At 43.6% G+C, this 20888-nt stretch carries 21 protein-coding genes and 1 pseudogene; 7 read left to right on the forward strand and 15 right to left on the reverse strand.

All coding sequences use genetic code 11. The annotated features are described in order from the left end of the window. Window positions 1-25: 25 nt before the first annotated feature. From ACX6CI_RS01130 to pspA, 7 genes are all read right to left on the reverse strand, one after another. Complete coding sequence (locus tag ACX6CI_RS01130) at window positions 26-217, reverse strand: hypothetical protein (RefSeq protein ID WP_458776343.1); 192 nt, start codon at window positions 215-217, stop codon at window positions 26-28. A 243-nt stretch (window positions 218-460) separates the two neighbouring features. After that, entirely contained in the window at window positions 461-1111 is a 651-nt protein-coding gene (locus ACX6CI_RS01135; RefSeq protein ID WP_458776344.1) for a GntR family transcriptional regulator, read from the reverse strand. A 105-nt stretch (window positions 1112-1216) separates the two neighbouring features. Continuing rightward, window positions 1217-1969, reverse strand: coding sequence for a sulfite exporter TauE/SafE family protein (locus ACX6CI_RS01140; protein WP_458776345.1), 753 nt, complete (start codon window positions 1967-1969; stop codon window positions 1217-1219). Between the two features lie 304 nt (window positions 1970-2273). Next, window positions 2274-2444 carry a hypothetical protein gene (locus ACX6CI_RS01145; RefSeq protein ID WP_458776346.1) on the reverse strand — a complete coding sequence of 57 codons (171 nt, stop codon included), beginning with the start codon at window positions 2442-2444 and terminating at the stop codon, window positions 2274-2276. A 309-nt stretch (window positions 2445-2753) separates the two neighbouring features. Next, the gene (pspC, locus tag ACX6CI_RS01150) at window positions 2754-3134 is read right to left on the reverse strand and encodes an envelope stress response membrane protein PspC (RefSeq protein WP_458776347.1); all 381 of its coding nucleotides are present in this window, start codon (window positions 3132-3134) and stop codon (window positions 2754-2756) included. Next, on the reverse strand, window positions 3127-3372 hold the full coding sequence (locus tag ACX6CI_RS01155) for an envelope stress response membrane protein PspB (protein ID WP_458776348.1): 246 nt from the start codon (window positions 3370-3372) through the stop codon (window positions 3127-3129). Before ACX6CI_RS01155 ends, pspC begins: the two co-directional genes overlap by 8 nt. A gap of 42 nt (window positions 3373-3414) precedes the next feature. Continuing rightward, on the reverse strand, window positions 3415-4092 hold the full coding sequence (gene pspA, locus ACX6CI_RS01160) for a phage shock protein PspA (RefSeq protein WP_458776349.1): 678 nt from the start codon (window positions 4090-4092) through the stop codon (window positions 3415-3417). A 187-nt stretch (window positions 4093-4279) separates the two neighbouring features. On the opposite strand from pspA, the gene pspF reads away from it, so the two are divergent. Further along, window positions 4280-5299, forward strand: coding sequence for a phage shock protein operon transcriptional activator (pspF, locus tag ACX6CI_RS01165; RefSeq protein ID WP_458776350.1), 1020 nt, complete (start codon window positions 4280-4282; stop codon window positions 5297-5299). Between the two features lie 6 nt (window positions 5300-5305). On the opposite strand, the gene aroE is transcribed toward pspF, so the two are convergent. Beyond that, window positions 5306-6175 (reverse strand): shikimate dehydrogenase, encoded by an 870-nt coding sequence (gene aroE / locus ACX6CI_RS01170; protein ID WP_458776351.1) that lies wholly within the window; start codon window positions 6173-6175, stop codon window positions 5306-5308. A 237-nt stretch (window positions 6176-6412) separates the two neighbouring features. Here aroE and ACX6CI_RS01175 point away from each other — a divergent pair, with 237 nt between their 5' ends. The 5 genes from ACX6CI_RS01175 to ACX6CI_RS01195 all read left to right on the forward strand — a co-directional run bounded on the left by ACX6CI_RS01175 (window position 6413) and on the right by ACX6CI_RS01195 (window position 15070). Beyond that, window positions 6413-6835: an iron-sulfur cluster assembly scaffold protein gene (locus ACX6CI_RS01175; protein WP_458776352.1), complete on the forward strand. Its 423-nt coding sequence runs from the start codon at window positions 6413-6415 to the stop codon at window positions 6833-6835. Between the two features lie 69 nt (window positions 6836-6904). After that, window positions 6905-8683 carry a c-type cytochrome gene (locus tag ACX6CI_RS01180; RefSeq protein WP_458776353.1) on the forward strand — a complete coding sequence of 593 codons (1779 nt, stop codon included), beginning with the start codon at window positions 6905-6907 and terminating at the stop codon, window positions 8681-8683. Next, the gene (locus ACX6CI_RS01185) at window positions 8683-9750 is read left to right on the forward strand and encodes a hypothetical protein (protein WP_458776354.1); all 1068 of its coding nucleotides are present in this window, start codon (window positions 8683-8685) and stop codon (window positions 9748-9750) included. The genes ACX6CI_RS01180 and ACX6CI_RS01185 overlap by 1 nt, the downstream gene beginning before the upstream one ends. A 290-nt stretch (window positions 9751-10040) precedes the next feature. Beyond that, window positions 10041-12734, forward strand: coding sequence for a hybrid sensor histidine kinase/response regulator (locus tag ACX6CI_RS01190; protein WP_458776355.1), 2694 nt, complete (start codon window positions 10041-10043; stop codon window positions 12732-12734). Between the two features lie 74 nt (window positions 12735-12808). Beyond that, the gene (locus tag ACX6CI_RS01195; RefSeq protein ID WP_458776356.1) at window positions 12809-15070 is read left to right on the forward strand and encodes a mechanosensitive ion channel family protein; all 2262 of its coding nucleotides are present in this window, start codon (window positions 12809-12811) and stop codon (window positions 15068-15070) included. Between the two features lie 260 nt (window positions 15071-15330). Here the strand turns inward: ACX6CI_RS01195 and ACX6CI_RS01200 are convergent, their stop codons facing one another. From ACX6CI_RS01200 to tsaA, 7 genes and pseudogenes are all read right to left on the reverse strand, one after another. After that, window positions 15331-15699, reverse strand: a complete 369-nt coding sequence (locus ACX6CI_RS01200; protein WP_458776357.1) for a hypothetical protein — start codon at window positions 15697-15699, stop codon at window positions 15331-15333. Window positions 15700-15755: 56 nt separating this feature from the next. Further along, window positions 15756-16241 (reverse strand): macro domain-containing protein, encoded by a 486-nt coding sequence (locus tag ACX6CI_RS01205; RefSeq protein ID WP_458776358.1) that lies wholly within the window; start codon window positions 16239-16241, stop codon window positions 15756-15758. Then, window positions 16238-16807: pseudogene (locus ACX6CI_RS01210) on the reverse strand (DsbA family oxidoreductase); the annotation flags it as partial. The pseudogene ACX6CI_RS01210 and the gene ACX6CI_RS01205, both read right to left, overlap by 4 nt. Window positions 16808-17032: 225 nt before the next feature. Further along, window positions 17033-17497, reverse strand: a complete 465-nt coding sequence (locus ACX6CI_RS01215) for a YaiI/YqxD family protein (RefSeq protein WP_458776359.1) — start codon at window positions 17495-17497, stop codon at window positions 17033-17035. 160 nt (window positions 17498-17657) lie between these two features. Further along, window positions 17658-17828 (reverse strand): ankyrin, encoded by a 171-nt coding sequence (locus ACX6CI_RS01220; protein WP_458776360.1) that lies wholly within the window; start codon window positions 17826-17828, stop codon window positions 17658-17660. A 47-nt stretch (window positions 17829-17875) separates the two neighbouring features. Beyond that, on the reverse strand, window positions 17876-18055 hold the full coding sequence (locus ACX6CI_RS01225; RefSeq protein ID WP_458776361.1) for a hypothetical protein: 180 nt from the start codon (window positions 18053-18055) through the stop codon (window positions 17876-17878). 154 nt (window positions 18056-18209) lie between these two features. After that, a complete protein-coding gene (gene tsaA / locus ACX6CI_RS01230; RefSeq protein ID WP_458776362.1) occupies window positions 18210-18677 on the reverse strand; it encodes a tRNA (N6-threonylcarbamoyladenosine(37)-N6)-methyltransferase TrmO in 468 nt (155 codons plus the stop codon). Window positions 18678-18945: 268 nt separating this feature from the next. Between tsaA and ACX6CI_RS01235 the strand changes: the two genes are divergently transcribed. Further along, window positions 18946-20850: a hypothetical protein gene (locus ACX6CI_RS01235; protein ID WP_458776363.1), complete on the forward strand. Its 1905-nt coding sequence runs from the start codon at window positions 18946-18948 to the stop codon at window positions 20848-20850. The last annotated feature ends 38 nt before the right edge of the window (window positions 20851-20888 follow it).

Raw genomic sequence — 20888 nt, forward strand, 5'->3', positions numbered from 1 at the left:
CCCGGGAAAAAGCAATTACAATATTTTACCTTGGCGAAGTGTGGCAAGGTTGCTGCTTTTCATTTTCAAAGAAAGTTGCAATTCTCCGAAAGAACCGTGCCAGGAACCTCAGGATTTCTTCATCATGCATGTGGTGGCATTTTCGGCAAAGAACATCGAGTTCTTCAAGGCTTAACTCTTTTTTCTCAGTACCTAAATTATACGTATTTTTGTTCATAGTTTCCTCCTTATCGATTATCGATAATTTGAGAGAGCAATTCTCTCCACAATGTAAATACTCTGTAACTCCTTGATCACCTAAAGTAATGCAAGGTTCCCTCCTCCCCAGGGGGATGTTTTCCAAAAATGAGCCTTTAGCAAATGGCTCAAACGGTTCAAACGGTTCAAATGGTTCAAATGGTTCAAACGATAGCTTAAGTCTTACATTGGTAATTTCTGTTTCTTTAAGAACCAGAGGATATCAGTCTTCATTGGCATTGCTCCAGAATATTCCAATTTGTCGGTAATGTTCAGCTAAAAAACGTCCTGCATTTTCCCGGTGCTCTCGTTTGAGTGAGGCTACAATTGGTGGATGCAGTGAATATAATTTTTCCAGTGGCATGGCTGTCTCGAGTATGGTCGCAGCAACCTGTAATTGAATTCTTAGAGAATCCCAGATGGCCAGCATGCTCATGTTTTTGGAGTAGCGGACTATCGTTCTATGAAAAAGATTGTCGGCAAGAGTAAATGCTTGGATGTCATTCTCTTCCACCGATTGTTTCATTGTATTCAGGTGCAGTGTCAGCTCGCCTATCAACTGAGCCAGGTCTACGTTGGCTAAAATTAAGCAGTGTCCCTCCAGTGCCTCCCGAACCTGATGGGCTTCTTCTATTTCTTTGTGGCTAAATGTTTTTATCAACGCTCCCACGTGGGGAATGTGCTCCACATAGCCAAGGGCCTGTAAACTGCGTATTGCTTCACGAACAGGTGCCTGGCTGGTCCCAAACTCTTCTGCGATTTGCAGTTCTTTTAACCTGTCCCCAGGGCTCAACGTACCATCCATGATTCTGTCAATGAGGATGGACTTAATCTGTTCTGTGAGGCTTTGTCTCTGAATAACTCTCTTTCCCATGTCATCTCCTTTATCTATTATCGATAATATATACTTGTGTTTGGTTTGTCAACATAAAGTGTGTAGGTGGGAATGGTGAACAATTGGAGCCTTGGGTGATTCGAGTTAAAAAAAGGCTCTAATAACGATATAAAACCCTAGAATCAGCATAAAAATAAAAAAGAGTTGTCTAAAGAGTGCATCTGATATTCGGTGGCGAATTCGTACACCAACTAGCATTCCAATGTAGGCGGGAACAAAAGAGAGAGCAGAGAGCTGTAGTAGCTCTGTTGTGAGTAGTTCGTTTTTTTGCAGGGCAAAGGCAAGGGTTGTACTTGAGGTGAGAAAAAGGAGTCCCATGGTCTGTACAAGTCGGTGGCGACCCAAATCGAGGCTCTGGAGGTAGAGAACACCAGGAATAACTGACGAGCCGGTCATTCCTGTCAGTAGACCGTTAATGGCACCCACCAGGGGGGAGAGCCACTTTTCAGCTTTTTCAGGTTTGGGAAGTTTTTGTGCTGCCAGCCCAAAGGCTGAATAAGTAAGAAGAATTACCCCCAGTAAACCTGAAAAGAATGAAATGTCGATTATTGCAAGAAAACCTGCACCGATCCAGATGGTTATAAAAGTTGCCAGCAAAAATGTCCAACTCCGTTTAAATGTGTATTTAAGGTGCCCTCCAAAGAGCCCCTGTTGGATGTTGGTGAGGATAGAAGGCAGAAGAATTATCGCCATTCCTTCTCGTATGCCTATGGTTGCGGTAATAAGAGCGAGGGCGATAGTTGGCAGGCCTGTACCGATGACTCCTTTAACAATTCCTCCAAGAAGAAATGCGAAGATCAGCAGGGTAATTGTTTCTGTACTCCAGGTGGGTGGCATCGTTTTGTAATCGTAGTCATTGTTTAACCGGGCATATCGTTTGTTTGCTGCGATTAGTGATACCAGCTATAGGAGATGTCTTCTATAAAATAGTTACAAATAGAGTGAGTTTTGGTTACAACCTGCAATTTAAATTCCTGTGGCGCTGGTGCTGTCGACAGGGCTCGTGCGGTTATGGATAGAGAGCACTCTATTTGTGAAGAGGCGTAGAAAAAAGAGCTAATTCGCGTGAAAAAATGAATTCCTGACCGAAAAAATAAAAAAGAGTTAGGCTGAGATACTCAGGATACTAGAGGTGATCTTCCTATAACGATTTTACTGCAGGGTCTTGCTCCAGTGGATTTTTGCTGACCGATTCACTCCAGATACTAATGGGTTCACTGTCATAGGGTGTTTCGTAGATGAGGACGTTACGGATTTCTGCGCAGACAAAGACAATAAAAAGCAGTGCAAAATAGTGAATAAACTGGTTCATGATTTTCTCCTGGTGAAACGTGTTGCATTAATAATTTACGGCTCTCTTAAAAGAGAGAGCGATATACATAATGCATAAAAGAGTGTAAATCATCTTTAAATATTATAAGTTCGACTGATAACGAAGTCTAGTTTTTTTGATAGGTGTTAGGTTTTCACCCACCCGTTTATACAGGTTTTTAGGTGGGTGAAATTAAGGCGAGGGTGCTTTCAATTCGAGAAAGACACTGGGGTGTAGCGCTTATCTGTTGTTTTCATATATAAATTTCGTGAGAGATACTTCTCTTCGATTATTATCGGTTCGCCCGAGTTAAGAGTTAAAACGTCGTTCCCAATCGTATTCCCGAGCGGTAACTTCGTCCTCCATTCTGCGAATTCTTCTGTCGAGGTCTCTGAACTTTTTTTTCAGCCTATGTGCTGCAGTGCGTGGTGAGTTGACATAGGAATCGTAAAATTCACGTTCCCCTTCAGAGGTGATCGGCTTGATCGGTTTTGGTTTCATGAAAAAGGCTGCAACTAAATACACCCCAATGACAGGCCAAAAACCACTAAAAATAAAGAAGACGACCATGCCCATTCGAATCCAGAATAGGGAAAAGTCAAAATATTCTGATATTCCTTTACATACCCCAAGAAAGACACCATCTCTCGCCCGGTAGATTCCTCCCTGTTTATCGTAATAATTACTCATTGTTTCCTTCCTTCTCCTTGTTGTCCATAAGGATAGTTTCAAGTGATTCTATTCGTTCTTCCATGCGCCCAAGTCCCTGATAGATCTCCTGGATTGTCTGGGCCTCGTCCTTATCCCCGGCTCCAGTCGCTTGATTTCTGCTTCTGGTTTTAAGGACAATCAGGATGGTGCCGCAAATGAGTGCAGCGAGGGCCACAATGGAACCAAAGACAATTGATACAATGATAATGTTGATCATGGGTAAAACTCCAATTTTTGCAAAAATCTCTGGTGGGTTACATTATGCCGCTTCATTATTTTTACTGTATTGAGCCGCCTTGATGTTTGCAAGTTCCTTTTCAATTTCATCATCCATGGCAAGGTCTTCAAATTCTTCGGCTACCGTAGGCTTTTGTGCCATGTTGACCATATCTGCTTCAGCTTCCATCTGTTCGATTCTGCTCTCAAGTTTGTCAAATCGGGCCATGGTATCGGCGCTATCACTACGACGGATGTCCTGCTGAGCCCGCTTTTTACCAGAGGCACGTTTATGGCGTTGAACGAGCATGCGTTTTTTCTCTTTAGCGCTTTTTAACTTTTCTTCCAGTTCTACGATATCCTCATGGTACTGCTGGAGGAGATCCTTGTAATTTGCAAGTTCAGTCTCAAGTGCTTCAGCGCTTTCACTGAAACGGCGTCGTTCCATGAGCGCTTCCCGGGCAAGATCATCCCTGCCTTTCTCAACAGCAAGTGCCGCCCTATCACTCCAGAGGGAAACCTTCTCTTTTACGCCCTCAAATTTACGTTCAATTTTTTTGCGTCCGGCGATAACTCCGGCACACGAAGATTTAAGCTCTATCAAGGTGTCTTCCATCTCATGGATCATAAGTTTGATCATCTTTTCAGGGTCTTCAGCCTTATCGAGCATTGAGTTTATGTTTGAACTAACGATATCTCTAAAACGTGTAAAAACTCCCATGGTATCCTCCTGGGTTTGGTTTGTATGGTCATTTTATATTAAGCAGTATGTGTGCCTGTTTTATGAAATTTTTAAAATAACGGAATTACATGGGCTTGGGTTGTTGCATTAGTGGGGTTGTGTGGTTATTGTGACGACTAGTTGGTTATGTGAGCCATAAGTAGGTTAAATTAACCTGGTGTAGCGTGTGCGATCAAGTAAGGAGGCCATTGGCCAGTCGGAATCATTTCTAGAATTTCAGGAGAAACTCTCACGGGTCGCTCCGGTTGAACGTCCTGTTCTGCTATTAGGTGAGCGCGGGACAGGAAAAGAACTTGGGGCTAAACGTCTGCATTTTCTCTCCAAGCGCTGGGATGGACCCTTTATAACCCTTAACTGTGCGACTCTTTCTCCGCATCTGATAGAATCGGAGCTTTTTGGCCATGAAAAGGGTGCCTTTACAGGGGCCGACAGGAAAAGTGCTGGCAGGTTTGAATTGGCTGATGGAGGGACCTTATTCCTCGATGAGGTTGGTTCAATTCCCCTTGAGGCCCAGGAAAAAATATTGAGGGTTGTCGAGTACGGTTTTTTTGAGAGGGTTGGGGGAGAAACACCGGTTGAGGTGGATGTCCGCATAGTTTGCGCCACTAATGCTGATCTTATGGTGATGGCAGAAAAGGGAGAATTTAAAAAAGATCTCCTGGACAGGCTTTCCTTTGAAGTGTTGTTTTTACCACCTCTCAGGTTTCGGAGAGAGGATGTAATGTTGCTAGCAAACTATTTTGGCTCACGTATGTCCTATGAGCTTGGCAGAAGTGGTGTTGTTGATTTTTCTGGTGAGACAGTTGCAGCCCTTGAAAAATACAGTTGGCCTGGAAACATACGTGAATTGAAGAATGTGGTCGAGCGAGCTGTATATCAGGCTGAAAGCAGTTATATCTCCTCTGTTGTGTTTGATCCTTTTGTTTCTCCCTTTGCAAATAAATTGGCAGGGGAAGATCATGGGAGTGTGTCTTCTATAAACGGGCCAGAAAGTGAAGATGGTCACCAGATATCCGGCTCATCTCTTTCACTTGAAGAATCAATTCGCAATGTGGAAATAACAATGATACGGGATGCCTTACAACTGCATCGCCATAACCAAAAGAAAACTGCTTCTCATCTAGGTTTGAGTTACGATCAACTGAGGGGCAGGCTGCGTAAGTATGGTGATGAGGTGTTCTTGTAGGCAATACTACTGTCTTTTAAGCATTAGTTGCTGCACATGCTCTTGCATTTCCTTAACCGGAGGCTTTACACCTGTCCATATGGTAAAGGCGGCAACCCCCTGATATATAAGCATGCCAAGCCCCGGTACGGTGGTGCAGCCTTTAGCTTTTGCCACTTGTAATAGTTTTGTTTCATGGGGGTTATAGACAATGTCTGCCACGATATGATCCGGAAGAATAAGGGATGCATCAATGGGCAGTAGATCAACATCCGGATGCATTCCAATACTCGTGCTGTTGATAACGACATCACAACCTGTCAAAACCTTTTTCTGGTCGGCGTTCTCTGCAGGTACTGCTTCTGCACAAGGGCGGATTTTCTTATTTATCTCTGATGCGAGTGTCGCGGCTTTTGACGCGGTTCTGTTGGAGATGAAAATCTTCTCTGCGCCTTTAAAGGCAAGAGTCATAGCGATTGCCCGGGCAGCGCCGCCACAACCAATGATAAAAAAACGTTTTCCCTGAACTGAAATTGAGGCTTCTTCTTCAAGGGACTGAATAAATCCCTCACCATCGGTGTTAAAGCCTTTTGTTTTACCATCTATAAAACAAATGGTATTGACCGCTCCTATAGTTGCTGCAACCGGGTCGAGTTCATCAAGGTGATCTACTATATTTATCTTGTGTGGGACTGTGACGTTCATGCCCCCCATATTCATTTTCGAAAGCCCTTTAAATACAGTTCCCAAATTTTCAGTTGAGACTTCAACAGGGAAATAGCAGCTATCCATATCGAGCTTTTTAAAGGCAAGATTATGCATGGGGGGAGATATGGTGTGGCCGAGAGGGTTACCGAGGAGAACATAGAGCTTTGTTGCAGTTGTAAGAGATTTCATCTTTTTATCGTCAGGTTGTGGTCGTGAAAAATGGTGTAAGATTTGGAATTGCTATTGTTATTACCAGAAAATCAGTGGTGGGCCAAGTAAAAGAGCGTCAATTCTGACCTGTCTTTTCCTGAGTTGGATGACGGATTTTTAACCATTTATAGGCCATTTTATGGTACATGGAAGGGGCAGAGGTGAGTGGAAAATTTTTTCTAAATGATGTTATTAACAACGTAAATGGTTCTTTCTATGTCTTTTATGAGTATTGGTGTTGCGTTTCTTGTGTTGTTGGCAGTGGCTATGACCTGGTTTTTTATCTACTATTATGCAAACCCGGTTTTGGATACTCCGGATGGTATTGCGAAGGTTGTCGGCAATTGCGGCGACACCATGGAGATTGGACTAAAGTTTAAGGATGGTCATGTTGCTGAAACCCACCATTGGACTAACGGCTGTTCCTTTAGTAAACACTGCGTGGAAGCGGCCGCAGTCCTTGCCAAAAATAAGAGTATTGACGAGCTGAAAAAAATAAACATGATCACCATTATGGATGTGACAGGTACCTTGCCAGATACACATCTGCACTGTGCACAGCTTGCAGAAATAACCTTGCAAAAGAGTCTTGAAAACTATTTGACTGGCGGTCCTAAAGAGAGTGACACATTGTCGTAATTGAAAACCATTCTTATTTACAGTATTTTATCAGAAAATTAAATTGTTTATATACGTAGAGGAGGAATTATGAATTATCCTGTCTGGTATCTGCCGGAAACAGGAGGCGGTTTACTCATTGCCTTAATCGCTGTTCTGCATGTTTTTGTCTCTCACTTTGCTGTGGGTGGAGGGCTCTATCTGATTTATGCAGAGAAGAAGGGGCTGAAAGAAAAAAGTCCGGCTATTCTTGAGTTTGTAAAAAAACATGCAAGATTTTTTCTGCTTTTGACCATGGTGTTCGGCTCCATTACAGGAGTTGGTATCTGGTTTATTATCGCCCTCGTCAGCCCGGCGGCAACGTCATATCTGATTCATAATTTTGTCTTTGGCTGGGCGGCGGAGTGGGTCTTTTTTGTGGTGGAGATCGCCGCAGCCTTTGTCTATTTTTATACCTTTGGAAAAATGAATTCTGCCACCCATATTAAGGTTGGCTGGGTCTATTTTATTGCCGCATGGATGTCACTGTTTCTTATCAACGGTATTATTGGAGTTATGCTGACTCCTGGGCTTTGGGCTGAAAATCTTGATTTTTGGGTAGGTTTTTTTAACCCTAGTTTCTGGCCATCGCTTTTATTTCGTACCTTTATCGCCATTATGATAGCCGCCTGTTACGGCTATTTTAGCGCATCATTTGTAACGGATGTTGAGGTGCGTGAGTCCATGACCCGTTTTTCTGCAAAGTGGGCAATTATCAGTCTTCTGCTGATGATCCCATCTGCGATATGGTACATTTCAGTCCTGCCGGAGCCAGCTCTTGATCTAGTGATGGGTAAGTCTCCAACCATTTCAGGTATTATGCCCTGGGGTCTTGTGGGTCTTATCGGTGTTCTTGTTGTGATGCTTGCAGCAGGGTTGTTTCGTCCTGAGTTTAATAAGAAACCCGTGGCTATTGTATCCCTCTGTTTTGCCCTGGCTGTTATGGGAAGTTTTGAGTGGATTCGGGAGGCTGCCAGACGGCCCTATGTCATCAATGAGGTCATGTATTCCAACGGCATATTGAAAAATGATGTTGAAAGACTGAGTGGTGAAGGGTTTCTGAAAAATGCTCTCTGGGTCGAAAACAAGGAAGTACATAGTGATAATATGTTGCAGGCGGGGGAAGAGATCTTCATCCAGCAGTGTTACATCTGTCACACTGTGAATGGCATTAATAATGATATAGTGGCGGCCAGTAAGAGTATGAGTTATCGCGCTCTTACGAAATATATTGATAAGATTCACGAACGTCGCTATTTCATGCCTCCATTTGTGGGCAATGAGATGGAAGTGCGGGCCCTGGCTGCCTATATAGCAGGAAGCCTGCACGGAAAAGATATAACCGAACCAGAGGAAAAAGGTTCCGCAGATCTTGGCGCTGCAGGCCTTGCCCTTTTTGAAGAGCATTGTTCGTCGTGCCATGGCGCGGAGGATCTGACTCCCGCTTTTGAAGGTGTGGCTAAGGAAGACATCCCTGAAATGCTTCTTACACTGGATGAAATCTCAGATGAGATGGAGCCGTTCTCAGGAACAGATAAAGAGGTGCAGGATCTATCTCTATATCTTGATTCACTGAATAATCCGTTACCGACAGAAACCTCTGATACTAATGATATGGCAGGTCCTCTTCTTTTTGAGGATCATTGCTCATCCTGCCACGAATTTGATGAGATGAAAGGGATTGTTGAGGGGCAGGGAAAAGAAGAAATTGTGAATATGCTTGGAAGTTTAAATGAAATTTCAGATGAAATGGAACCCTTCTCAGGAACTGCTGAAGAGGCGGATGTGTTAGCTGAATTCTTAGCAGGTGGAAATGGAGGTGCTCAATAATGGAAACTATCATTATTCCACAAGCGGACATGATACCTGTGAGCTGGGGTTGGTTTCAGTTCCTGTTGTTGCTCACCTTTCCCCTTCATCTGCTTGCAATGAATGCGATGCTTGGTGGCTTGGCCATAGGTATAGTGCAACATATGAGAGGAGGCGAGGTTCGAAGAAGACTTGCCCATCGAATTGCTATCGCGTTACCCCTTGTAATCGCCTTTGTTGTTAATTTTGGAGTGGCCCCACTGTTGTTTCTTCAGGTTCTGTATGGGCAATTTGTCTACTCTAGTTCAGTTCTTATGGGGTCGTTCTGGATTCTGATTATCCCCATACTCATTGTTGGTTATTATGGGGCTTATCTCTATGATTTTAAATTTAAAAGTCTGGGCTTTTTTGGGCCGATAATTGCGATAGTTGTGTTCTGTTTTCTTCTTGTGATTGGCTTTTTCTTTTCCAATAATATGCTTCTGATGAGTTTGCCTGAACGATTTTCTGATTATTTCGCCCAGAAAAATGGAACCATACTCGCGTATGATCATGTAACATTTTGGCCAAGATATCTACATATGGTCTGTGGGGCTCTTGCCGTTGGTGGGCTCTTTGTTGCTATGCTTGGCCGTTTTAAACGATATGAAGACCGTGAACTGGCACGCCATAGTGAACGTCTGGGGATGATGACCTTTCTGGTATTGACCCTGGCAAATGTAGGTGTTGGAGTCTGGTATTTGATTTCTTTACCCAAAGAACAGATGATGCTGTTTATGGGTGGCAATATTGTGGCTACCGTTGTATTTGCACTTGGCCTCATTGCCGTACTTGGTGCCCTATATGTGGCTTTTAAGGGTAAGTTCTGGCTCACATTTTTCCATGCTGTTCTGGTTGTGGTGCTTATGACGTTTATGCGAAGCTGGTTACGAAGTGATTATCTCAGTGAGTATTTTACCTTGGATCAGCTACAGGTGGTGCCCCAGTATCAACCGTTTATAATGTTTTTAGTAACCCTCCTGGGAGGCGTTGTCTGTATTGCCTGGTTACTAAAGAAAACAGCAGACACATTCGCCTCACCTAAGTAACAGATTCTCTATCTTCTGAAATCCAGGTCTCTTTGTTGTCTCAAAGAGATCTGGATTGTGTAGCTGTTACCTCTCTTATCTCCCGTTTCGCATCCTTTTCGTATCGTTTCTCGGTCTATAAAATTGACCAATCATTCATTTTTAACTTGAATAGTGATGGAGACGGTATAACATAAAATAGAACCTTTGCAGTTAAGGCTCTGTATCCCCCTCGGTAGAAGTCTATGCTTTTGTGATTACAGCTGATATAGGAGAGCGCCCTGCGTTACTTTTTAACTCACACTCAAACTATGCCGTTACCTGTTGAAGACTTATCAGTAAGTGGCAGTGCTATTCAAAAGATTCTTTACTACGGTTGTGTCACTTTCTCTTTACTATTCTTTCTTGTCTTCCGACCCTTGTTTCTTGTGGCGGGAGAGCAACACAATGTTCTCATACTCAACTCCTTCCATCACGGAGAACAGTTTCAGGATGATATGGTCTATGAGCTTGAGCGTTACCTGAATACGCACTTGCCTGGAACCATGGTTTTTCAGGAATATATGGATTCAAAGCGTTTTCAAGTAGGTCCTGCGCAAGAGCAGTTATTCATAGAGCTGTATGGTTATAAGTACAGAGATAAGAAGCCTGATGTGCTTGTTGTTTTGGATAATGTTGCCTTGCATTTTGCATTGAAACACCGTGAACTACTCTTTCCATCCATTCCTATTGTGTTTTTAGGTATTAACGGTTTTGATGACAACACCCTGGGTGGACATACCAATATAACAGGGATCGTTGAAGCTGTTGACTATCAAAAGAATTTTGATCTGATACAGAGCCTGCATCCCCATGTGAAAAACGTAATTGGTATAGTAGACTCTTCACTTACCGGTAGCCTGCTGTTGGAGGAGTTTCGCCGTTTTAAAGTGCCGGAACGAAGTGGTTGGGATAAACTCGAATTTGCTGGATTACCCCTTGAAGATCTTCGAGAGGAATTATCTCATTTCTCTACTGAAGATACGGTCTTGATACCGATTTCCTATTTTTTAATGCCTGATGGCAGGATGCTGACAAGTGAAGAATCAAATGGCTTTTTCAATAAAAGCGGTTTCCCTACATATTCAGGGTACGGCAGTTATGTGGATGCTGGGCTTTTAGGAGGAGCTGTCATGGATGGTACAGTCCACGGGCGGCTAGGGGCAGAGGTTATTCTGCAAATTTTGCAGGGTACTCCAGCAGATGATATACCAGTCTTGCGCAACAGTCAGGTGACCTATAAGTTTGATTATGCCCAGCTCGCGCGGTTTGGCATCAAAAAAAATGATTTGCCTGATGGTGTTATTTTCGTCAATGGTCCCAGGCGTTATCAAAAAGATTTTCAGAAAATTATCTGGACCGGGAGCATTGTCTGTCTGATACTAGCCATGATAATTACCTTTCTTATACGGAGTATGATTGCGAGGAAAAAGGCGGAAAAGAGGTTAAGGGAAAGGGAAACACATCTTGCGACCCTGCTTGAAACCATACCTGATCTTGTCTGGCTTAAAGATGTAGATGGTGTATATCTGGCCTGCAACTTGAGATTTGAGCGATTCTATGGTGCAAAACAGGCAGAGATTATAGGGAAAACTGATTACGATTTTGTCGATAGGAAGCAGGCTGATTTTTTTAGAAAGCATGATAAGGCGGCCATTGTGGCCGGGGGCCCATGTTCAAATGAAGAAGAAGTCGTTTACGCCGATGATGGCCACACAGAGCTGCTCGAAACCCTGAAAACCCCAATGTTTAATAGATTTGGGGAGGTGATAGGTGTTCTTGGAGTAGGTAGGGATATTACCGAAAGAAAGAAGATGGAAATGAAGCTGCAGCAGTCCCAGAAAATGGAAGCCATTGGGACATTGGCTGGTGGAATTGCCCACGACTTTAACAATATATTAACTGCTACCATAGGATTCTCAGAACTTGCCTATGAGGTCGCAGAACCGGATACCACTGTTTCAGAGTGTCTTAGACAGGTTATAGGGGCCAGTGAACGTGCAAAGGATCTTGTGGAACAGATTTTGGCCTTTAGCAGGCAGGGTAGTAGTGAGGTCGCACCCTTAGATATGAAACGAGTGGTGGAAAAAGCTGTTAGTTTTCTAAGACCATCTCTACCCACAACAATAACAATTGAAACGAAGATTGATTCTGAGACAGGTATTGTCTCCGGAGATGCCACCCAGCTGCACCAGATCCTGGTGAACCTGTGTACAAATGCATTCCATGCAATGGAGCAGGATGGGGGGACTCTTACCATTTTACTCACGCAGGTAAAGCTCTTACAAGAGGCCTTGCCCCAGGAATGGGATGTGGAGCCAGGGGATTATGTGCTGCTTTCTGTTGAAGATACCGGGGTTGGTATCGGCAAAGAGGAAAAAGAACGTATTTTTGATCCCTATTTTACGACCAAGGAACCGGGTAAAGGTACTGGGATGGGGCTTTCTATTGTGCATGGAATAGTAACAAGTATGGCCGGTTTTGTTGCTGTTGAGAGTGTTCTGGGAAGGGGAACAATCATTAAAGTGTATCTGCCGGTTAAAGATCCGGAAGAACTGATAGAAAACTCCTTTGATGAAACCATCCCCCTTGGCAATGAAAAAATACTCTTTGTGGACGATGAGAAAATGCTGGCTGATTTAGCCGGTAAGATGCTAAAAAGATTAGGATATCATGTAACTATTTGTACGAGCAGTGTAGAGGCCCTCGATATTTTTCGTGAGAGGGCTGAGGATTTTGATCTGGTGTTAACAGACCAGACCATGCCGATAATGGATGGGGCCAGGTTGTCCATTAATATGTTGCAGATACGAGCAGATATTCCCATAGTGCTTTGCACGGGATATAGTTCTGTTATTTCAGAAAAAAGAGCAAAGGACCTTGGTATAAAAGAGCTCGTCTTCAAACCACTTCGGACAAAGGAAATTGCTCAGGTGCTCAGAAGAGTTTTAGGTGAAGCGTCGTAAGCGTTATAGCTAGTGAGTCTTTTCCAAGTGGCTCGGGCGTTTGATGTATAATTATTATCACAGGAGATGTGGAAATGAATCGTAAAGTATTAACCGTTTTTTGGGTTGTTCTCAGCCTATGGTTACTGCTTCCAGCACTGTCTTTTGGGGCTGAAAGTGAAGGGGGGGATGATTCTGCACAGATAGAAAGCGTGGAAGTCGATTCTGCCATGATGGATGACGCAAATGTTGCAAATATTCCAAATGTTCCGAGGAAACGTTTTTTAACAAGCTGGCTCCACATGTTGGATGGTGGGACTGAAGATAAAGATGCAGCGGCCAGCGTACTTGCTTTTGGGCCAAAGGTTCCAGGGGATATTGCCCGGGTTTTAAATAAAACAGGTGGAGACACCGGGTTTTTAGGCTTTCTTTTTGTCCTGGTTAAAGCTGTTGTTGCCATCGCTCTTGGTTTTCTTTTGAGTTTCTTTCTGAAAAAAATGTTTGGTGAGCGCCTCGATAATATTAAACATCTTGCTCCTCCTGAAGGCGAGGGTGGAACAAAACTTGTAGCTGGGCTTTTACGCAGTCTCCCGGACATGGCCTCGCTTTTTGTCCTTGCCGTTTGTTCAACCCTATCATTTCTTGTTATCGCAGGAGATACTCCCCTCGAGGGCAGGATGCTGTATCAGCTCATCTTAGGTGTTGTGCTGATATATTTTCTCTTCAGGGTTATTGCAGAATTACTCTTTGCACCCAATGATCCTGCGGTTCGTCTGGTTGCTATCGATGAGTCGCTTGTTAAATATCTCCATGTCGCGTTCTCAGTTACATTGACAGTACTTGGTTCAGCACTTCTTGTTGGGCGTGGTTTTAAAGAGCTGGGCGCCCAACCCCAGACTCTTGCCTGGATCGCCATAGTGCTTGGCTCAATTATCCTTGCCATTATGGCAGGTCTCGTTGTTTTTCTACGCAGTGCGGTGTCTCAATATTACCAACAAGAGGTCGACGGGGCTTCCGTTGGTTGGATGCGGCAGCAGTTTGCGTCATACTGGCATTTACCTGCGCTCCTGTATGTTGCAATAGTATGGATCGTTTGGGTGGGACAAGTGTCCACTGGTACTGCAGCCGGTAACGGGTCGTTTATAGTAAGTGTTCTTGTTGTTCCACTCTTTTTTGTTCTCAGTTATTGCTTTAGACTCTTAATTGCCGCTGTGGTCGACTCCTTAGGTCTCGGTAAGATGGGTGTAAACGCCCAAGATGATGAGGAAGGTCCCACCGAGGAGGAGATTAAGGACAACAATCGAAAGCTGGCTCGTAAGGTTCATTCATTTTTTAACTATTTACTCGGCTTTATTCTCTTCTCATGGCTTTGCAGTCTCTGGGGATATAATTTCCCATTTGCCCACCAGGCAATGAAGGCTATCTTTGAGTCACTGGTCACTGTGGGACTGGCTCTCATTTGCTGGCGCTACGCCTCATCGTATATTGAAGCCAAAATGGCGGAGAACGAGGTGGATGAGGTAGACGAGAACAAGGATATGGATGACGAGTTTGGTGGTGCCGCTCCCAGAGGGCGTAGTCACACTCTGTTACCACTTTTGCGTAAGGTCCTTGGTTCTACGCTGGTCTTGATGGTTGGTTTGATTGTGATTTCCTCGCTTGGCGTAAATATAGGACCGCTATTGGCCGGAGCTGGTGTTTTAGGGCTTGCTATTGGTTTTGGAGCTCAGAAACTTGTCTCAGATATACTTTCCGGGTTCTTTTTTCTCCTCGATGACGCCTTTCGGGTGGGGGAATATATTCAGGCGGGAAAAATTCGTGGAACCGTAGAATCAATTACCCTTAGAAATGTTCTTTTGCGTCATCACCTGGGTATGCTCCAAGTGGTTCCCCATAGTGATCTCGGGGCAATCACAAACTATATGAGAGGTGGAATAGTTATCAAATTTCCTCTCGAATTTCCATATGATACCGATATTGACAAGGTCAGAAAGATAATAAAGAAAGTCGGTCAGACGATGCTCACAGACGAGGAAATCGGCGAAGATTTTCTCCAGCCTGTAAAATCCCAGGGTGTCAATGAAATTACAAATTCTGTTATGGTTATACGGGTTAAGTTTACCGCGAAACCTGGTAAGCAGTTTGTGATCAAGCGTGAAGCATTCAGGCGGATAACAGAGGCGCTGAATGCCAAAGGAATCTACTATGCCCATCGTAAGGTCATCGTTGATTTTCCAACTGATGCACCTAAGGCAGCATTAACTGAGGAAACCCGAAAGAAAGCTCTGGAGGCAGGCGCTGCTGCTGTGGTTGCAGAAGAGGTCATGGCCCCAAAAGTTGAAGAAACCAAAGAGTAGTGATGTGTTTATTTTGCCTGTAAAAATGGGCTAATGCGCATATCCCACAAGTAGTACTGCGTTATTCATACAACGTAGTACTACTTGCTCTGGATCATTGATATACCTTTTAACATTGCGAACTTTAAATTACTTCCAGATAAGTGAACGTACTGAGACCTTCGAGGTACTTATCCCGTTTATCTGGGTAAGAGAACTCCTTGATTCAAAAAACTAAGCTTTGTCTCGATCTACGAGAGTCTACCTGATAGCATTTACTATTACGGCAACTCAACTGTAATGGTCTTGCCACCATAGAGGTGTACAGAGTCGTGTGCCCGGACTGTCACTTCTTTAATCTCTGGTGGAATCTGTACGCCTGAGAGACTACGACTAAAAGGTTGCTCTGAGACATGAGGGTGATGCAGGGTGCGGGTTCCGTAGACTACTCCCTTATTGTCTCGTATCTCCCAGCTGTCTGCGTAATGATCCCATCCCTCATCACCATGTGAAACTGTCACCTCAAAGTGGAATGAACCGGGATTCTCTGGTGTGACTTTTACTGCTGTAACATCAGCTTTTCCCGCATAAACAGGAGTCGAAAGGATAACGATAATACATAGAATAAGAACATATACTGTGTATCTCATGTCACACCTCATACGGTCGTAAAGATTAGAGCATATGGAGAACTGATGACTGCCAGCTATCGCTGATAATTGACGAGAGTATGGTGTTCTCCTGCGAGTTCCTGGTCTATAATCTGTTCTATTCTGCTCCAGTCTCCTCCAGCAAGCCCTGCACCTATTTTTGGATAACCAATACGTTTTCCTGTGAATTCCTTCTTAACCCTTCTAAACAGGTTTTTTACGGCATCATAGTCAACAAGTGGCGGAGGTCCGGAGTGATGAAACTGTGTGTAACCGTTTACTATGGTTATGCTATGGTTATTTTCTGTGATGGTTGCTGAGGAAAAGAACCCCAATTTATTTCTGTCCCCCCTGTTAGTCATTAGATCAGCAGCGAAGGCTTCGGGAAACTGTTTTTGAATGGAGTCGGCAATACCTGCTCCCATGGTGCAGAAACAGTTACAGCCATGTACGATAATGTCAAAATTTCCTTGAAGGGCTAGAGTAATGAGGTTTCCTTCACGTATCTGCTTGTGCGGTTGGTCTAAAGTAATTTCAGTCACGATAGCTTTTTCTGAGGCACATTGTATAGCGCCATCAGCTCTTCAAATATTTCATAGTTTTGAGCCCCGGTCAGTTTGTGCTGGCCCATGATAAACGTTGGTACTGCAGTTACTGATTTTAGTCTGGAGTCTGCCCAGTCACGGTCCACACGCTGCTTATAGCTTCTGTTATTGAGGACCTCTTCTGCCTCCTCTCTGTTAAGGCCAACTTTTTCAGCGATTGTAAGGAGCTCAGGTTGTAATGCCAGATTAATACCATCTGCAAAGTAAGCGTGGAAGGCTGCCATGTGAAATGCGTCTCCGTATCCCTTATCCTCGGCCCATAAACCGAGTTCCTGAGCGAGTCTTGAGTTGTAGGTTTTGGGTCTGGCATTAAATGGCAGGTCAAGGCTCTGGGCTGTTTTCCGTAACTGTGTAATCATCTGTCCTATGCGTTCTTCAGATGTATTAAACAAATCAGTCAGCAGGGTACCCTCTTCAGGGGTCTCAGGGTGCAGGGGGAAGGTTCGCCATGTGACTGAGATGTCAAAGTTTTGTTTCAGCTTTTCAATACGCCCGGTAATGAAGTAGCAGTAGGGTCATATATAGTCAGAAAATATTTCCAGAGCATGTGTCGTGGTCATTGTGCATCCCCAGTATTTGTATATTACTGATGGCTTAGAGCCTTTTTTTCTTTGTAGTTTTAGCCTGTTTGATTTTACATTAAGTGCAGATTCCGGAGTTGGCAATAGGAGAGAGTCGTACAGGGTTGAAATATGGGGAGGGGAGATATTCTTCTGAAGAATACATATTCATTGCTTTAGACTCTTGGTAAGTATGCGGTCCAGAGCATTTGCAAAGGTTTGTTGATCTTTTTTGGTAAGTGGTGGAGGGCCACCGGTTTCAAGGCCGTTTGCTCTCAGATTATCCATGAAATCGCGCATACTGAGTCTGTCAGCTATATTCTCTTTGGTGTATAATTGTCCCCGAGGATTAAGAGCCTGACAATTTTTCTCAAGAACTTCAGCAGCCAGTGGGATATCACCAGTAATAACAAGGTCGTTATTACTCATATGTTCCACAATGTAATGATCGGCAACATCATCTCCTGCTGGAACAAGTACAGAGGTGATAATTGGTGATGGAGGGGTGCGAAGTACCTTGTTGGCAACTAAGGTAATAGGGGTTTGGGTTCGCTTTCCTGCACGAAAGAGGATCTCTTTGGCAGCATTGGGGAATGCGTCTGCGTCAACCCAGATTGTGAATGTGTTTTTCATGTAGAGTAAAAAAACCTCCCAGTTGCCATGGGTGGCAGATGGGAGGTTATAACTTCTATAGTATGTCGCCCCGATAAACGGGATAAGTGCCTTGAAGATCTCTCTACACTACCTGTTTTTTAACGAAAGCCCATCAGGAGTAAGGCACTAATCAGCCTTGTTACTCTTCGTAACCTTTACCGTTACAGGTAGGGCAGACTTGATCTGGCGTACAGTTCATATCGTCAGCGTCATCACTAGTTCCGCTCCACTCTGAACTTGTCTCACAAACTCCTTCAATGATTTTCTTACCTTGGCATGTTGGACATGGTGGGCGTTTTTCTTCAGTCATCTAGTTCTCCTTTAGCATGAATGTGGGTTGGTTATACAATACAACTCTTAAGGAGTATCTTCCTCAAGATAGTTTTCTAATTTTTTAAGAAGTGAATCAGGAAGCTCTTTGTTGTACATGAAAGCTTCTGCTTCCTCACCGCTAATCTGCTCTTTTATCTCAAGGGGAAGAGAGCGTAGCACTGCTACACGTTTTGGGTCCGGTTTCTCAGTTTTATTGTTATCCATTGCTTTCCCGTATTGAGTAGTCTGTCGTCTGCCATGCAAGGTACATGAGCTACTATACGACCTGTTATATGTCCTGTATAAATTGTATTTTCTTTGCCCTTATGTCAACAGTAATGATAACTTTTTTTGAAAAACCAGATGAAAAAGTGTTTTATCAGACAAAACGGTCATCAGATCTTTTTTGGGCGACTTCATCAGTTGTTGCTTTCATCCATCCAGAACGACTGTTCTTAACAGCATCGAAGGATGCAATATATGGTTTGATATCAAGTAGAGGCGTGCCCTCAAGTATGTCAATCCCGCGAACTTTTACCAGGTTTTTCTCTACGCCAACCAACTCTACGATGGATAAGCCTATGTGATTAGGTCGTAAAGGGGACCTTGTGGAAAAAACTCCCCGGGGGGTTGTGTCCATAAATGGTGTCACTGTGAGAGACGTTCTTGCCGCTTTGTGGAATGAATAGAGAAGGTAGATATGGCTGAAGCCTTCGAGGTCGGCCAGTCCTTCTGTGTACTCAGGGGCGAGTTCAATGGTGCCAATTGTGTCTTTAGCACCCTTTGGCTGGATAGGCATGTCCTTGAGGTTTGTGAAGGGACTGTGAATTGTTCCAATTGCCTGCATTACTGTCCTCTGGATGAGTTATTGTGCTAGGTTCTGATGGAGAGGCTCTTAACCCCAAGATTTATAATATATCTGACTGCTTGTAGTATACAAGCTTTCATCAGATAGCTCAGTTTATAATGTAAGAATTACAAAGCGTGAGTTAAACGGGGAATTCACCATCATATCTTTGTAAAATATCGACCAGTTATAGTATACAAACCGAAGCCTTTTGGCTATAGTGGATCGCTAAATCGACAAAAATGACCTCTTAAAACCAAGGATTGAGATGATTGCTGTTAGCGAATTAAATGGAGAATTAGAAGAGGAGAGCAGATTCTTTCCTAAGTTTCTTGTTGCTCTGTTGGCGTGTGTTGTCACGTGTGCAGGGTATTATGCCTTTGTGGTGAATACTGCGCGTGTAGAGGTGGATATAGAGGTGTCTCAAACGAGTCGGTTTGCTATCTATTGGGCTGAAGAAGGTCAGGGCTATTCGCAGAACAATATGGCCACAGTTCGTGCCCATGCTGGTAAACGCAACTATTCATTCTACCTCACCAATCTCTCCAAAATTCACCGGCTTCGAATCGATCCTCACACTTATCTTGGTGAAGCTACTATCAAGCAGTTGCAAGTTGCTCAAGAGGGCTATGAGCCAATTATACTCAGTAATTCTGATGAATTCAAACGGCTGGTTCCTTTGAATCAAATTGAGACAACTCGGGTCGACGCAAATGGTTTATGGCTGCGTTCGACAGGCCAGGATCCATATTTTGAACTGACTATTTCGCCTCAGAAGATCGGTTTTAATACATTGTGGTTGCTGGTTCGTATGCTTGGGGTTGCACTCATAACCTTAGTGATCGTGTATTCTCTTGCACCACTGGTTGAGAAACTCAAGATAGTGCCAATTTTACTTTTTGGTGTCTGGATTCTTATTCTTGTGATGGCGGGGATAAGCAAAGAGAATGTCCATCCAGATGAGTACGTTCATATAGCTGCAACATCATATTATGCCGAAAACTGGTTGCCGCCTGTTGTGGATGATCCCTCAGTTCGAAATACCTACAGCGTTTATGGTGTGTCCCGTCTCAATTATGGGGAAATATATTATTTTTTCTCAGGTAAAACCTATAAGGTTTTACAGTTTTTTCAGATGCCTGCAACATTTGCGTACAGGTTTTTCAATGTTGCTCTTTTTGGAATCATTTTTTTCCTCTCGGTTCGAAGTGTGTATGCTAGGATTGCAGCCATACCTTTTCTTGTGAGTTCCCAGGTGTGGTATATCTTCTCGTATTGCGGGTCTGATGCATTTGCTCTCTTTATCGCGTTTTTAGCCACCTACTTTCTCATTAACCCTGAGAGTCTTTTACATAAATACCTGAAGGGTGGGGGCGCTTGGTTTCAGTTTGGCGCTGCAATGATATTGGCTGTTTTTTTCGGTACAGTTTTCATCCTGAAAATGAACTACTATCCCTTTGTTGGGCTGGTATATCTGATTCTTGGGGTACGCATATTCTTTACTGAGGACTATTCCTGGCAGAAGAAAGATGCTGTCAGGCGTCTTATTATAATAACTCTTTTAGGTGCCAGTTTTCTCGGGATTCGGATGAGTGCTGATTACGTGGTGAATGGTTTCGATAGAAATGATAAAATTGCCGCACTACAGGAAGAGTTAAGTCATTATAAGTATAAAAAAAGTACACCTCCTGAAGAGAGGGTCCCTACAATATATATGAAGGACAGGGGGGTGGCCTTTAAGGACCTGATTTCAAAGTATCACTGGGGCATCACGACAATCCAGTCTAGTTTCGGTGTGTTCGGCTACCTGTCAATCACGAGCCCTCATCACTATTATACCATCGTCAAGTGGGCAGGTTCTGCGCTGCTCTTATTCATTCTCATCTCAAGTTTAACTCGAGGTGGAATTATGGGGGCAGGAGTTACCTCAGTTGTCTGCGGTCTTTCGCTGGTGCTGATTCTTGCAGCTATTTATCGTTCCTGGGTGGTTGATTTTCAGCCCCAGGGACGTTACCTGTTTCCAATAATTCCAATGTTTGGAATTGTATTGGGCCATAATATAGCAGCAATAAATAAGAGAGTTTTAGTATTATTGGTAGGAATAATGTTTATGCTTGGACTTTACAGTTATATTTTTCAAGGCTTGCTCAAGATTCCAAGGCTGCCATACTAATTTGCTTAAGAAGGTATTTATCCCGTTCATCGGGCTTA

The sequence above is a fragment of the Desulforhopalus glucosivorans genome, from assembly GCF_054397165.1.